General features: G+C 64.3%; 17 protein-coding genes and 3 pseudogenes. 6 read left to right on the forward strand and 14 right to left on the reverse strand.

Annotated elements, in window-relative coordinates:
* Positions 1-2: 2 nt before the first annotated feature.
* From IVB50_RS24420 to IVB50_RS24460, 9 genes and pseudogenes are all read right to left on the reverse strand, one after another.
* Positions 3-707, reverse strand: a complete 705-nt coding sequence (locus IVB50_RS24420) for a glutathione S-transferase N-terminal domain-containing protein (protein WP_247297681.1) — start codon at positions 705-707, stop codon at positions 3-5.
* A gap of 93 nt (positions 708-800) precedes the next feature.
* Positions 801-944 (reverse strand): hypothetical protein, encoded by a 144-nt coding sequence (locus tag IVB50_RS24425; protein ID WP_162847292.1) that lies wholly within the window; start codon positions 942-944, stop codon positions 801-803.
* A gap of 114 nt (positions 945-1,058) precedes the next feature.
* Positions 1,059-1,634: pseudogene (locus IVB50_RS24430) on the reverse strand (DUF429 domain-containing protein); the annotation flags it as partial.
* Positions 1,589-1,949: pseudogene (locus tag IVB50_RS24435) on the reverse strand (carboxymuconolactone decarboxylase family protein). The pseudogenes IVB50_RS24430 and IVB50_RS24435, both read right to left, overlap by 46 nt.
* A gap of 3 nt (positions 1,950-1,952) precedes the next feature.
* A complete protein-coding gene (locus tag IVB50_RS24440) occupies positions 1,953-2,474 on the reverse strand; it encodes a sigma-70 family RNA polymerase sigma factor (RefSeq protein ID WP_085352883.1) in 522 nt (173 codons plus the stop codon).
* Positions 2,471-2,680, reverse strand: a complete 210-nt coding sequence (locus IVB50_RS24445) for a DUF2892 domain-containing protein (RefSeq protein ID WP_162496413.1) — start codon at positions 2,678-2,680, stop codon at positions 2,471-2,473. Before IVB50_RS24445 ends, IVB50_RS24440 begins: the two co-directional genes overlap by 4 nt.
* A gap of 97 nt (positions 2,681-2,777) precedes the next feature.
* Positions 2,778-3,962 carry a serine hydrolase domain-containing protein gene (locus tag IVB50_RS24450; protein ID WP_346658551.1) on the reverse strand — a complete coding sequence of 395 codons (1,185 nt, stop codon included), beginning with the start codon at positions 3,960-3,962 and terminating at the stop codon, positions 2,778-2,780.
* Between the two features lie 74 nt (positions 3,963-4,036).
* Positions 4,037-4,729, reverse strand: coding sequence for a GNAT family N-acetyltransferase (locus IVB50_RS24455; protein WP_085384875.1), 693 nt, complete (start codon positions 4,727-4,729; stop codon positions 4,037-4,039).
* A 4-nt stretch (positions 4,730-4,733) separates the two neighbouring features.
* Complete coding sequence (locus IVB50_RS24460; RefSeq protein ID WP_026233749.1) at positions 4,734-5,081, reverse strand: Lin0512 family protein; 348 nt, start codon at positions 5,079-5,081, stop codon at positions 4,734-4,736.
* Between the two features lie 162 nt (positions 5,082-5,243).
* Here IVB50_RS24460 and IVB50_RS24465 point away from each other — a divergent pair, with 162 nt between their 5' ends.
* The 3 genes from IVB50_RS24465 to IVB50_RS24475 all read left to right on the forward strand — a co-directional run bounded on the left by IVB50_RS24465 (position 5,244) and on the right by IVB50_RS24475 (position 6,988).
* Complete coding sequence (locus IVB50_RS24465; RefSeq protein WP_085352880.1) at positions 5,244-5,597, forward strand: MmcQ/YjbR family DNA-binding protein; 354 nt, start codon at positions 5,244-5,246, stop codon at positions 5,595-5,597.
* A gap of 75 nt (positions 5,598-5,672) precedes the next feature.
* Positions 5,673-6,545, forward strand: coding sequence for a bifunctional helix-turn-helix transcriptional regulator/GNAT family N-acetyltransferase (locus IVB50_RS24470; RefSeq protein WP_204510969.1), 873 nt, complete (start codon positions 5,673-5,675; stop codon positions 6,543-6,545).
* A gap of 56 nt (positions 6,546-6,601) precedes the next feature.
* The gene (locus tag IVB50_RS24475) at positions 6,602-6,988 is read left to right on the forward strand and encodes an ester cyclase (RefSeq protein ID WP_247297491.1); all 387 of its coding nucleotides are present in this window, start codon (positions 6,602-6,604) and stop codon (positions 6,986-6,988) included.
* Positions 6,989-7,010: 22 nt separating this feature from the next.
* Here the strand turns inward: IVB50_RS24475 and IVB50_RS24480 are convergent, their stop codons facing one another.
* Positions 7,011-8,231 carry an MFS transporter gene (locus tag IVB50_RS24480; protein WP_204510967.1) on the reverse strand — a complete coding sequence of 407 codons (1,221 nt, stop codon included), beginning with the start codon at positions 8,229-8,231 and terminating at the stop codon, positions 7,011-7,013.
* Positions 8,232-8,651: 420 nt separating this feature from the next.
* Here IVB50_RS24480 and IVB50_RS24485 point away from each other — a divergent pair, with 420 nt between their 5' ends.
* The gene (locus IVB50_RS24485) at positions 8,652-9,113 is read left to right on the forward strand and encodes a cupin domain-containing protein (protein WP_018459171.1); all 462 of its coding nucleotides are present in this window, start codon (positions 8,652-8,654) and stop codon (positions 9,111-9,113) included.
* Positions 9,114-9,144: 31 nt separating this feature from the next.
* On the opposite strand, the gene IVB50_RS24490 is transcribed toward IVB50_RS24485, so the two are convergent.
* Positions 9,145-9,723: a DUF308 domain-containing protein gene (locus IVB50_RS24490; protein ID WP_247297493.1), complete on the reverse strand. Its 579-nt coding sequence runs from the start codon at positions 9,721-9,723 to the stop codon at positions 9,145-9,147.
* Between the two features lie 105 nt (positions 9,724-9,828).
* On the reverse strand, positions 9,829-10,413 hold the full coding sequence (locus IVB50_RS24495) for a TetR/AcrR family transcriptional regulator (protein WP_247297494.1): 585 nt from the start codon (positions 10,411-10,413) through the stop codon (positions 9,829-9,831).
* Between the two features lie 76 nt (positions 10,414-10,489).
* Here IVB50_RS24495 and IVB50_RS24500 point away from each other — a divergent pair, with 76 nt between their 5' ends.
* Together IVB50_RS24500 and IVB50_RS24505 are read left to right on the forward strand one after the other, a co-directional pair.
* Complete coding sequence (locus IVB50_RS24500; protein ID WP_085395946.1) at positions 10,490-10,987, forward strand: peptide deformylase; 498 nt, start codon at positions 10,490-10,492, stop codon at positions 10,985-10,987.
* A 59-nt stretch (positions 10,988-11,046) separates the two neighbouring features.
* Positions 11,047-11,328: pseudogene (locus tag IVB50_RS24505) on the forward strand (GFA family protein); the annotation flags it as partial.
* A gap of 361 nt (positions 11,329-11,689) precedes the next feature.
* Here IVB50_RS24505 and IVB50_RS24510 read toward each other — a convergent pair.
* Together IVB50_RS24510 and IVB50_RS24515 are read right to left on the reverse strand one after the other, a co-directional pair.
* Positions 11,690-12,052, reverse strand: a complete 363-nt coding sequence (locus IVB50_RS24510; protein ID WP_018459176.1) for a metalloregulator ArsR/SmtB family transcription factor — start codon at positions 12,050-12,052, stop codon at positions 11,690-11,692.
* On the reverse strand, positions 12,052-12,714 hold the full coding sequence (locus tag IVB50_RS24515; protein WP_247297496.1) for an SRPBCC family protein: 663 nt from the start codon (positions 12,712-12,714) through the stop codon (positions 12,052-12,054). The genes IVB50_RS24510 and IVB50_RS24515 overlap by 1 nt, the downstream gene beginning before the upstream one ends.
* Positions 12,715-12,723 lie beyond the last annotated feature (9 nt).

Consider the following 12,723-nt stretch of genomic DNA (forward strand, 5'->3'; position numbering starts at 1 on the left):
TCTCACGGCCGCTTCGGAATGTTCAGCCCGCGCTCGACCGCCGGACGCGCCAGCCCGCGGTCGAGCCAGGCGGCGACGGATTTGAACTGGCTGAACTCGACGAGATCGCGGGCGCCGTAGAACCCGATGAGGTTGCGCACCCAGCCGAGCATGGAGATGTCCGCGATGGTGTAATCGTCGTCCATGAACCATTGCCGGCCGGCAAGATGCATCTCCATCACCCCGAGCAGCCGCTTGGCTTCGCCCACGTAGCGCTCGAGCGGCCGCTTGTCCTCGAAGTCCTTGCCGGCGAATTTGTGGAAAAAGCCGACCTGGCCGAACATCGGCCCGATGCCGCCCATCTGGAAATGCAGCCACTGGATGGTCTGATAACGGCGCGCGGCGTCCTGCGGCAGCAGCTTGCCGGTCTTCTCCGCGAGGTATTGCAGGATCGCCCCGGACTCGAACAGCGGCAGCGGCCTGCCGCCGGGACCATCGGGATCGAGGATCGCCGGGATCTTGCCGTTCGGATTGAGCGAGAGGAATTCCGGCGTCTTCTGGTCATCCTTGCCGAAATCGACGAGATGGACTTCGTAGGGAAGCCCGATCTCTTCCAGCATGATCGAGACCTTGACGCCGTTCGGCGTCGGTAGCGAATAAAGCTGGAGCAGCTCCGGGTGCTTGGCCGGCCAGCGCTTGGTGATGGGAAAGGCGGACAGATCGGACATCAGGACCCCGGCTTCGTTCATGAGATGCCGCCTAGTCTAGGCGAGCGGACGAACGACGCAAGGTCGAGTAGTCAGGTCATTTTCCCGTACAGGTCACAATGGCCGCAGCAAATGGTTGGTGGCGTGCATCACATCGCGCTGTGCGCGTTGCTCGATGAAGAGCTGGCCGGTGACGAGCAGTGCTCCGGTGAAGACGAGCGCAAGCATCGCGGTCGCGAACTGACTGACATCCCTCATCGGACGAGCTTCTCCGTGTTCGGTTCGCACGAGGAACGCGGGCCAGCCGTCGTCTGTTCCTGCAAGCTTCAAATAAATTGCAGCTTTTTCCCGGCTCCTCGCACCCCGACGGCCTCAATAATTGATCTCTATCCGCAAGCCCCGCGGATCGGTCTCCTCCCCGCCGAACCGCTGCGTGCTGTCGCGTGCCGCGATCGCGCAGGCACAGGCGTCGATCAGATCGTCACCGCCGATGCCGGTGCCATGTCGTTGAGTCAGCCATGTCGGCAAGCGCCCGAAGCCGCGCTGCTGCAGGAGTGCGATGCGCTGCCCGCGGCCCTCCGCCGATGTCTTCTTTGCAAGCCGGACCCGCCCAGCCAAATTCCAAAAAATCAATTCCGGATGCGCTTCGCCGATGGTCGCCTGCCGCGCCGGCGTCATGATCGCGTCGACGTCCCTGATCTTGTCCCTGATGTTCCAGAGCTGCGCCGATACGCCCCTGCCCTTGCCCTCGCGCTCCCAGTAGTGGCGATTGGCTGCCGCCATATCGGCGAACGTCCAGAGATCGCGGCGGGCGCCGAGAAACACGGCGGGACCGACCAGCTCGCGTGCGCGCAAATCGCAGATGCGATAACCACTCCATTTCAATCCGATCGGCATGTCGATCATCGCCCGGGCATGCGGCAGCGCGAGCAGCCGCTCAAGACCCGGCCGAGCAGGCGCTGCGCCAGCAACGCGTGGCCGAGCGTGCCGCCGGCGCGAACCGCGGCCGCAATCAACGCGGCTTCCGCGACTTCTTCGCGCGTTGCACCGGCCTTCGCCGCCTGCGCAGTGTGCACGTCGAGGCAATAGGCGCATTGCGTGGTGAGCACGACTGCGAGCGAGATCAGCTCGCGATATTTTAGCGGGATCAATCCGTCCTTCGACCGCGTGGTTGAACGCAAGGAACGCGTTGGCCTCGACCGGCGCGAGCGCCACGAAGGCCGGGATAGATTTCAGGTCGTCACGGCTTTGATAATCGGTCATGGCTCATCTCGTCAGATATTCGCGCATCAGGGCGCGGGCGCGATGCAGACGTGCCTTCACGGTCTGCCGGGTCGCGCCGAGCGCGACGGCGATCTCGTCGATGGTCATTTCCTTGACGTCGCGCATCAGCGCGACGTCGCGGTAGTGCGGCGGCAGCGCCTCGAAGGCCGCCGCGATGTCGATCCGCAAATCGGCTTCAGGACGCGACAGCAGCAGCGCCTCTGCCTCTCCGTCGTCGATCGCCGGCGCGAGGCCTGCCTTGCGGGCAAGCCGCAGGCATTCGCGGCGGACCACACTGAACAGCCAGGCCGAAAACGCCAGCCACGAGCGGATCGTGCCGACATGGCGAAACAGGATCCACAGCGCCTCCTGCGTCGCATCCTCGGCGTCCGCCGAGCTGCGACAGGTGGCGCGGGCGTAGCGGCGGATGTTCGGTTGCGCCGTCTCGAGCAGAGACGCGATCGCCTGGGGATCGCCGAGGCGCGCGGCCTCGAACAGGTCCGGCGAGATCCCGGCCGCGCTCACGACGCGCCTCCTCTTCCGATGCCGGCCATCGCGCAAATCGGACAATAGCCGACGAGGCCGGTCAGTGCGAAGCCGGCGCCGCCGAGCGCAACCAGCCACGCCGCAGCGCCGGTAAGATACACGAATGCCGCGACCGCCACCGCGACGCCTAAGGCGATCCGCACGGCCTGATGCAGGCCGCCGATGTTCTTTCTGTAAAATGCCATCACATCCTCCGAGATGAGCCGAAGCAAAATGCCTCGACCGTCAAGAGAGGGCGCGACGACCGGAAAGGATTCGCGGCAACCTGCATTTTTTTCGCGATCAGCCTCCGACGGCCTGATAGGCCAGACGCTTGAACTCGAAGAAGAACGGATTCCAGAAGCCCATGTAGCGCTGCGTCATCAGCACACCGGCGGTATTGGCCTGCGGGCAGATCCACCAATGGGTGCCGGCGAGGCCGCCCCACTGGAATTCGCCGGTCGAATTCGGGGGATCGAACGGCATCGGCGCGAAGGTGACCGCGCCGCCGAGGCCAAAGCCCTTGCCGGGGATCGGGCCGAGATTGGCGAAGCGAATGTTCTCGCCGGCGGGCAGCTGGTTCGTCGTCATCTGCCGCAGCGTCTCCGGCTTCAGCAGAGCATCCGAGCCGGGAAGCAGCGCCTGTATCAAAGCGAGCATGTCGGGCAAGGTCGAGACCAGTCCGCCGCCGCCCGACAGCCGCGGGAACTGCCGCCGATAGGCCTGCGGATAAGGCAGGTCGTCGGCCCGGGCGAGGCCGGGCTTCATGGGATCGAGCACGTCCGCGCCGTTGTAGAGGGCGACCAGCCTGCCCTGCTGCGCGTCCGGCACGTGGAAGCCGGTGTCGGTCATGCCGAGCGGCTCGAAAATGCGCGCCTTGAGCACGGCGTCGAGCGGCTTGCCGGAGACGACCTCCACGACGCGCCCGAGGACGTCGGTCGCAACCGAATATTCCCAGGACGCGCCGGGATGAAAGGACAGCGGCAGATCGGCGAGCCGGTCGATCATGTCAGTCAGCGGCGTCAACGGATTGAGAACGCGTGCCTCGTTATAGCTTTTGAACAGCACCGTGCCGGGATCGAAGATGCCGTAGCTGAGGCCGGAGGTATGGGTCAGAAGCTGCCGGATCGTGATCGGGCTCTTCGCCGGTTCGACGTCGGCAAGGCTCAAAGCGCCCGGCTTCAGAACCTTGCGATTGCCGAGTTGCGGCAGGAATTTCTCGACAACGTCATCGAGCCCGATGCGGCCTTCCTCGGCCAGCAGCATGATCGCGCAGGTGACGAAGATCTTGGTATTGGAGAAGGCGCGAAAAATGTGATCGGGCCGCAGCGCGGTGCTGGTCTCGCGATCGGCGAAACCGACGCACTGCTGATCGACGACCTCGCGGCCCCGCAGCACCGCCCAGGATGCACCCGGAATGATCTCCTGATCGACGTAACGCTGCATTGCTGTCCGCGTGGCGGAAAAATCAGGTGTTCTGGCGTCCATGTGTTTCCCCAATGATGGTTGGGATCGATATAGCGTGAATTCGCCAGATATGAAGCCTGACCGGACGGCGCGGCTCATCTCTGCTTCATGAACGCAGTCACGTGCAGGCGGCGCCGAGTCCGCATCCCCTGCCGCTGGTACAGCGCGATGGCCGACGAGTTGCTCGAGAACACGTGCAGGAACGGAATTTCGCTGCGCGCCTCGATCTGCCGCGCGACCGCCGCCAGCAGCGCCTGCGCGTAGCCCCGCCCCCGATGATCAGGGTGGACGCAGACGGCCGTCATCTCGACGAAATTGCCCGGCTTCATGCGCTCGCCGGCCATCGCGACCAATTCGCCGCCGGCGCGGATGCCAAGAAACGTCCCGAGTTCGTGCGTGCGCCGCGCGAATGGACCGGGCTTCGTCAACTCCGTCAATGCCATCATGGCGGGAACGTCGGCTGCACCCAGCCGGACGATCTCGGCATCGCGAAGCGGGCTATCGGCCGGGGAGCCGATCATCTGCTCGCAGGGTCCGGCCAGCACGACCTTGAAACCGGCGGGAACGTCGACGGCCTCGGGTGTGAACAGCGCGGCGACCTGCGAGCCCGACAGGAGATTGCCGAGCTCGGCAAAGCTCGTCTCGGACATGTCGACCATGTCGGCAAAAGGCGTCACGTCCACCGGATAGCGCAGCGCTCCCGGGCCACCCTCGGCCAGATGTTTGTGGCTGGTCGTCAGCGCGCTCCAGATCGGGCGATCCAGTAGGGTCACGTCACCGTCGGACACCGGCCTAGTCCTTATCGAAGCTGACGATGACGGCGGCATTGGCGATGAGGATGGGGTCGTTACCCTGCTCCGCAGCCGAGGGAATCTCCAGCCCGCCCTTCACCGCGTTGACGGTGACGGTGCCGTAAGGCAGTTCCTTCGCGACCGCGTCCTTGTCGACGGCTTCGGGATTCGGCACCGCGATCGTGACGTCGACGAACATGTCGTTCGCAGTCTTGTCGATCATCCGGAAGAAGCCGAGGCTCGAATGCCTGATGGCATCAGAAACGGCACGCTTCGCCGCCTTGGTGGCGTCCCTGCCGTGCACGTCGACGCCCATCCCCATCTCGGTGATACAGCGAATGCGAGCCATGACCTTATTCCTGTGACTGATTGAGTGATGTGGAGTGTGGGGGATCGGACGGCACGATACAAGTGGGGTCGTTCCTCTCGTATCGCGGACGCGGTGCGGCACGCAGAGGCGCTCCATCGTTGCGGCGTTGCAAGCCGCGTACGCTGTGCTATCGCTTAGGCGATGACTCCCAAAACTTTCGAAACCCGCTGCCTGCGCCTGCCCGCCGTCACCAAGGTGGTGCAGTGGGAGGGTACCTCCGTGTTCAAGGTCGGCGGCAAGATGTTCGCACTCGGCGGCGGCTTTGCCGCGCGCTCCGGCGGCTACATGTTCAAGGTCTCGAACATGGCCTATGCCATGCTGATCGAGCACGGCCTTGCGCGGCCGGCGCCCTATCTGGCGCGCGCCAAATGGGTGCAACTCGTCGGCAACAACGCGCTGCCGGACGCCGAGCTCACGGCCTATCTGGCGCAGGCGCACGCGCTGATCGCGGCGAAACTCACGCGGAAATCCCGCAAGGTCCTGGGCCTGGATTGAAGCGCAGTTCGCTGGTGAAGCGAAAACGTGCACTGATTGACTTCGATGATATGTCTGACTAAAGTCAGATATATCATGCTTGACCCTGTTTCCCGCGTCCGCCGCTTCAATCGTGCCGTCACGTCCGCTGTCGGCGCGCTCGACACGTCATTCCTGGGACGCGGGCGGCCACTGGGGGCGGCGCGCGTGCTCAACGCGATCGGGCATGGACGTTCGGACGTGGCCGAGATTCGCGACTATCTCGGCCTCGATTCCGGCCTGATGAGCCGCCTCCTCCGCTGCCTCGAGGACGAAGGGCTGGTCGAGACCAATGCGCATGAGGACGATGCGCGCCGTCGCGTCGCGACGTTGACGCGTGCGGGCCGGCGCGAGTTCGCGGCCTACGAGGCGCTGTCGAATACGCAGGCCGAGGGCTTCCTCGCCCAACATGCGCAACGCGAGGCGCTGCTGGCGGCGATGGATTTGGTTGCTTCCGCGCTGACGCGCGAGCGCGTCACGCTGGACGAGATGGACCCGCGGAGCGAACAGGCGCGCTATTGCCTCGGCGAATATTATGGCGAGCTCGGCCGCCGCTTCAAGCAGGGGTTCGACGTCTCGCTGTCGCGCGATCCCGACGCCAAGGATATGCGCCGCCCGCGCGGCACGTTCATCGTCGCGATGTCGGACACGCTACCGGTCGGCTGCGTCGGGCTCAAGGGCACCGATCACGGCTATGCCGAGATCAAGCGGCTGTGGGTCGCACCGGCGGCGCGCGGATTGCGGCTCGGCCGGCGCCTGATGGACATGACCGAGAACGCCGCGCGCGGGCTCGGCATCAAGCTATTGCGGCTCGACACCAACAGCGCCTTGGCGGAAGCCGGCCAGCTCTACCGACGAAGCGGCTGGAGCGAGATCCCCCGCTTCAATGACGATCCCTACCCGGACCTGTTCTTCGAAAAACGTCTGTGAGCGCCTGCGCCTTTTCTCTCGTTGCCGCGTTAGGGCCGGAGCCGCAGGAGCACGCCATGACCAGGTCCGACCTCGCCGACATCTACCGCGACTACATCGCCTGCCTGAACCGGCAGGATTGGCCCGCCCTCGGACAGTTCGTCCACGATGATGTCGCCCACAATGCGCGACCGTTCGGACTGTCCGGCTATCGTGCCATGCTGGAGCAGGATTTTCGCACAATTCCGGATCTGCATTTCAACATCGAGCTGCTGGTCTGCGATCCGCCCCATATCGCCGCCCGGCTGAAGTTCGATTGCACACCGGCTGGAACGTTTCTGGGGCTGGATGTGAACGGCAGGCGCATGTCCTTCTGTGAAAACGTGTTCTATCAATTTCACGACGGAAAAATACGGCACGTGTGGTCCATCATCGACAAGCCCGCGATCGAGGCGCAGCTCTAGCGCTGTGCCTCGATGAACTTGCTTACGCCGCCGCCGGCGCCAAATCCGCGCGCGGCTTCGGGAACGGCTTGAAATTCATCGCCATCAGGAAGGCGCCGAGGCCCATCGCCCAGGAGGCGATATAGAGCCAAGCGTAGCTCGAGAACGCATCGTAGATCAGGCCGCCGGCGAGCGGGCCCGTGGCCATGCCGAGACTGCCGGCCATGGCGGTGCCGCCGATCACCGTGCCCATCATCTTGAGCGGGAAATTTTCGCGGATCAGCACCGCGTAGAGCGGCATGGTGCCGGCATAAATGAAGCCGAAGACGGCCCCGACGGCGTAGAACGTCGCAAGCTGGTGCGCGAAGACATAGGCGAGTGCGCCGAACGCCTGCAACAGCAGGCCCGAGACGAGCACGCGCTTGGCGCCGAAGCGGTCACCCATCAGGCCGAAGGCAATGCGTCCGCCAAGGCCGGCAAAGCCTTCGATGCTGTAGATCGTCACCGCCGCGACCAGCGGGATGCCGCAGCTCACGGCATAGGAGACGGTGTGGATGATCGGGCCGGAATGGGTGGCGCAGCAGAAGAAATTGGTCGCGAGCAGGATCAGGAATTGCGGCGAGCGCAGCGCCTCTCCCATCGACATCTCACCTTGCACGGCGCCCTCGCCCGCAGGCGCGGCCACGGCGTGCGCGAGCGCCGGCGGGCGGCGCACCAGGAACGAGACCGGGATCATGATGGCGCCGACCACCAGCGCCACGATCTGCATCGAGGTGCGCCAGTCATGGCCGGAGACGAGCCAGGCCGCGAGCGGCGCCATCGTCATCGGCGCCATGCCCATGCCGGCCGACACCAGCGAGACCGCGAGGCTGCGATGGGTGTCGAACCAGCCGGTCACGGTCGCCATCATCGGCGCGAAGATCGCCGCACAGGACGCTCCGACCAGAAGCCCGAAGACGAACTGAAACGCCAGCAGCGAGGTGGCGTGACTCGCCGCGAACAGGCTCACGGTCAGCACCGTCGATCCCGTCAGCACCACCAGCCGCGGCCCGAACCGGTCCGTCAACGTGCCCCAGACCATGCTGGTGCAGGCCATTGCCAGAAAGCCGATCGTCATGGCGCTGGAGATGCCGGTCACGGACCAGCCGGTGTCCTTTGCGATCGGCTGCAGGAATACCGGCAGCGAAAACATGCCGCCGATGGCGACGCAGCCGAGCAAGCCGCCCGCGGCGACGATCACCCAGCGATAGGAGGAAGCGTTCATTTTGGTCTCCCGTCAGATCTGTCTGGGTGGAAGACGAATGGGAACATGGTGGGCCGACAGGCCGACGCAAGTTTTTGCGGCACGCTTTTGTGACCTGCCAAACAAAAAACGCGAAAACAACCCCATGCACAGTAGCGGGGCGCTGTCGGATCAAGGACTTACAGCGCAGCTCTTTGCAGTGCGAAGGAAGACCCGCCGTTTGACTCGTCGGGCAAAACACCTGCATGATGGCATCATCCCGCCGCTATTGAATTCGTCCCGTCGCAAACGCGATCGTCCGCCTCCTCGCGCGCCATCCGGCCTTGCCGTGCGGAACTGGCCGTGCGGATGCGGCGAAATCCGTGACCGGGTTCGACGACGCGCCTGGCGCTCCGCGATGTGCCAGGCCACGCAACGCTAGAGAACTGCAGGGAAATGCTTATGCCGAAAATCGACATCGCTGCCGTACCCGCCCGCAAGGGCGCCGGCTACCCCGCGCCCTTCGATGCACCTTGCGCCGATCGGGTCCGGCAGCGGCTCGGCAATGCCGGAGGCTTGTCCGATTTCGGCGTCAACCTGATGCGCTTGCCGCCCGGCAACTGGTCGAGCCAGCGGCATTGGCACTCGCATGAGGACGAATTCGTCTATGTCCTCGAAGGCGAAGTGACGCTGATCGAGGACAAATGCGAGATCGTGCTCCGCGCCGGTGACTGCGCCGCCTTCGCGAAAAACAGCGGCAACGGCCATCACTTGATCAACCGTTCGAGCGCCATCGCCCTCTATCTCGAAGTCGGCTCTCGCTCGCCCGACGATCTCACGATTTGCTCCGACATCGACATGATGAGCGCCAACTCCGACGGCCGATTCGTGCACAAGGACGGCACGCCCTATCCGGACGGGTGAGCGTCCGCGACAAGGCTTGAATGGCAAGGCTTCAAACAGCCGCGCTACGCCGCCACTCGCCGACCGTGAGCCAGACCGCCGAGACCAGGAAGTAGAGCGCACCGACTGCAGCATAGCCCGCGACATTCGCGATCGAGGGAATCGCGGGCATCGTGGCCTGAAAGATGAAGAAGCCGCCTGCGAGAGCCGACTGGCCCCCGCTGAGCACCATGGCCCATTGCGCGCCAAAACTCCGCCAGCGCTGGATGGCCGTTCCGAGTTGGAGCAATCCCGACAGGATCGCCCATGCCCCGAAGATTCCGAGCACCCGGTTCATGCTCATCTGCAAGGTCACAAGCACCGCGACGGTGGTCGCCAGGCTGACCACAACGTTCAGAGCCTGCGGGCGGCTTTGAGCGAGTCCGCCGCTGCGAACCGCGTCCGCGAAGTTGGCAGCGGCGTCCCATGCGGGATAGAGGACGAGCAAGGCGCCGGCGATCACTGGAGAAGAAGCCCCGGCGGCAAACGCAGCAGCGACCCAGGCAACCGAGAACGCCGCTCGCACGAAGTAATATTGCTTCAGCCATCGCTTGCGGTCGCAATGAACCGGATTCAATTGATATCGCGCCATCGCAGTCTCTCCTATACCTACTAGTTGGTAGTTTTCTTACACACAACGAAACCGTCTTCGATCCAGCCCACTTGCTGGCTATCGTCATCGTCTCGCCGATGTCTCTCAGTGCTTGTTGGACAGCCGGTCCAGCAGCGGGGTGGTAATCACACCGAACATCTTTGGATCGCCATAGGCACGCGCCGACAGCATGGCGCCGTGAATGGTCGCCATGAATCCTTCGGCCTCGACGCGGGCTGTGCCGGAGAGTTTGAGTTGCCCTTTCCGCTTGCCACGCTCCATGACGGCCGTCAGCCAGGAAGCCAAGGAGCGGAAGTGCGCACGGACTTCGAGCGCAACCTCCTCCGGCAGGATCGGAAGCTCGCTGGCCAGCAGCGCGCACACGCAGAACGGCGCTGTCGCATCATTGATGCACGCCTTCCAGTACGCGACATAGTTTTCGAGCTGGTCGCGCGGATCAGGGACATTGCGCTCGAGCGCGGACAGTCCCGCCTCGGCTTCGGCGCGGTAGCGCGACACGAGCGTGCGGACCAGATCGACCTTGCTGGCGAAATGATGGTGGATGCTCGGCTTGCGGATACCGACCACCTCGGCCACGTCGGCGTAGCTGAAACCATTGTAGCCGCCCGCGATGATCAAGCTGCGCGCGCAGGCCAGGATGTCGTCGGCTGTCGAGGAAACGTTGGTCATGGTCCCTAGCTACCTTCCAGTTGGTAGGGCGTCAAGAACGGGATGCTTCAACCATCCGTGAGTGCTAGGAGCTTGCATGACCATTCGCCCGATCGTCCGCTATCCCGACCGCCGGCTCGCGATGCCGGCTCACCCCGTCACCGCGTTCGACGATGCGCTCCGCGAGCTTGCAAATGATCTGCTCGAGACCATGCGCGCCGCGCCCGGCATCGGCATCACGGCGCCGCATGTCGGCGTGCCCTTGCGCGTCGTCGTGCTCGAGCTCGACGCCAGGGACGGTGCACAGACCTATGTCAATCCGGAGATCGAATGGGCCTCACCCGAGATGATCCTGCATCGCGAAGGCAGCGTCTCGATGCCCGGCGTCAACGACGAGGTCCAGCGCCACGCCCGCGTGCGGATCAGCTATCGGGATCTCGACGGCAGCATGCACAAAGAGGAGTCGGAAGCCTTGCGTGCTGTCTGCCACCAGCACGAGATCGACCAGCTCGACGGCATGTTCTGGATCCAGCGCCTGTCGCGGCTGAAGCGGGAGCGGCTGGTGAAGAGGTTCGAGAAGATGTCGCGCGAGTGAGCGGGCCGGCAAATATCCGGCTTGTGTGAAATCGCGCCGGCCCGTTGGGAGGGAGACGAATGACATATTCAGGTCGTTGTGCCTGCGGCGCGGTTTGTTACACCATTGCGTCCGCGCCGATCCGCGGCTTCCAATGCCAGTGCAGCGACTGTCAGCGCGATACCGGCAGCGGCCACAGCTCCATCTTCGTGTTCGCGCGCAGCGCAGTCGCGGTGACAGGCGAGGTGCGCGAAATCGAGCGCACTGCCGTCAGCGGCGCGGTCAAGCGCAAAGGGTTCTGTCCGAACTGCGGCTCGCCTATCTACAACAAGCCGGACGAGAAGCCGGACTTAATCGGCATCTATGTCGGCACGCTGGACGATGCCAGCACGTTCAAACCGTCCGTCGTGCTGTTCTGCTCGCGCGGATATGCCTGGGATCACCTCGATCCCGAGATTCCCAAACTCCCGGATGGCACCCGGGATCGCGCTGATTTCTTGCAGATTGGGGGACAGCCAATGGCGATGAGCTTCGAGCTATCGATGCTGCCCGCCGCAATCGTCTGGGGCTTTGTACAGCTCGTCGCCGCCGCGCAGGCCGCGAACCTGCAGTACGGCCTCAGATGGGCCGCCAGCCCGGGCGACACCGAGATGCCGCCGCTCAAGCCCATCCCCCGCCGGGCAAAGAACGGAAACGTCTCCATGAGGCGTGGCCGCGATGCCTTCACGCCCGCTTCCCGCTCCGCTTGCTCATTGGCGCGTTACGACGCTCGCGTTTGCCGCGCGCGATTTCCGTCGCCAGCGCATCCAGCTTCGGCTCCCAGAAATTGCGGAACTGACCGATCCATGCATCCACCGCTTGGAGGCCCGCAGCATCGACCGAATAGAGCCGTCTTTGCGCCTCCGCCCGAACCGTCGCGAAGCCGCTCTCGCGCAGCACCTTGAGGTGCTGCGACACGGCGGCCTGCGTGATCCCGAACTCCGCTCCGATCACTTCGACGACCTCGCCGGACGCCATCTCGCCGGGCGCAAGCAGCTCGAGGATGCGACGGCGGACGGGGTCGGCAAGGACCTCGAAGATTTGCATCAGCTTCCTGTGCCCGGATGCGCCACGTCGGGCGGCGTCTCGCCGCGATAGAAAGCGATGGTACGGTCCGACCGCTGTTTCGCGGACGCAGGATCCACGCCGCTTGCGACATGCGCTGCGCGCCAATACTCGCCGCTGCTCGTCATGAATTCCTTGCCCGCGGGAGAGCCCATCCATGCCTCGGCCGTCTCATGGTCGACCGATGCCCCGGTCGCAACATATCGCTCCAGCCCGGCAATGGCGAGATCCCAGCCGATCCCGACTGCCCCTGGACCGAACTGATTCCAATGATCCTCGATCATCGCGGTGTGCTCGAGCGTCAGCCGCGCCTGGCTTCGATCTGCGGTCAGCTTGACGTCGATCCAGCTCATCGCGCCGCCGAATTCCCAGGTCGCCGCAAAATGGGTCGGCGGCGTACATGCCGTGATGGTCCCGCCTGCATTCCCCTTGAGCTGGTATTTTCCGCCGAGCCGGAGATCTCCCCCGACCGGAAAGAACCAGCGCGGAATGCGTTGCTCGCTGGTCACTGCGTCCCAGAGATCGTCGACGCTGGTCTCGTAAAGCCGCGTCAGTGTCACCGCACTGGCTGCCTTCCCGTCCTTCTCGAAATTCCTCACCGAACGCGTAACCAGCCCTAATACCCTGACGACGTCGATCTCCATGGCGCTCCT

It is taken from the genome of Bradyrhizobium sp. 87, from assembly GCF_023073015.1.
GTDB classification, from domain to species: Bacteria; Pseudomonadota; Alphaproteobacteria; order Rhizobiales; family Xanthobacteraceae; genus Bradyrhizobium; species Bradyrhizobium canariense_D.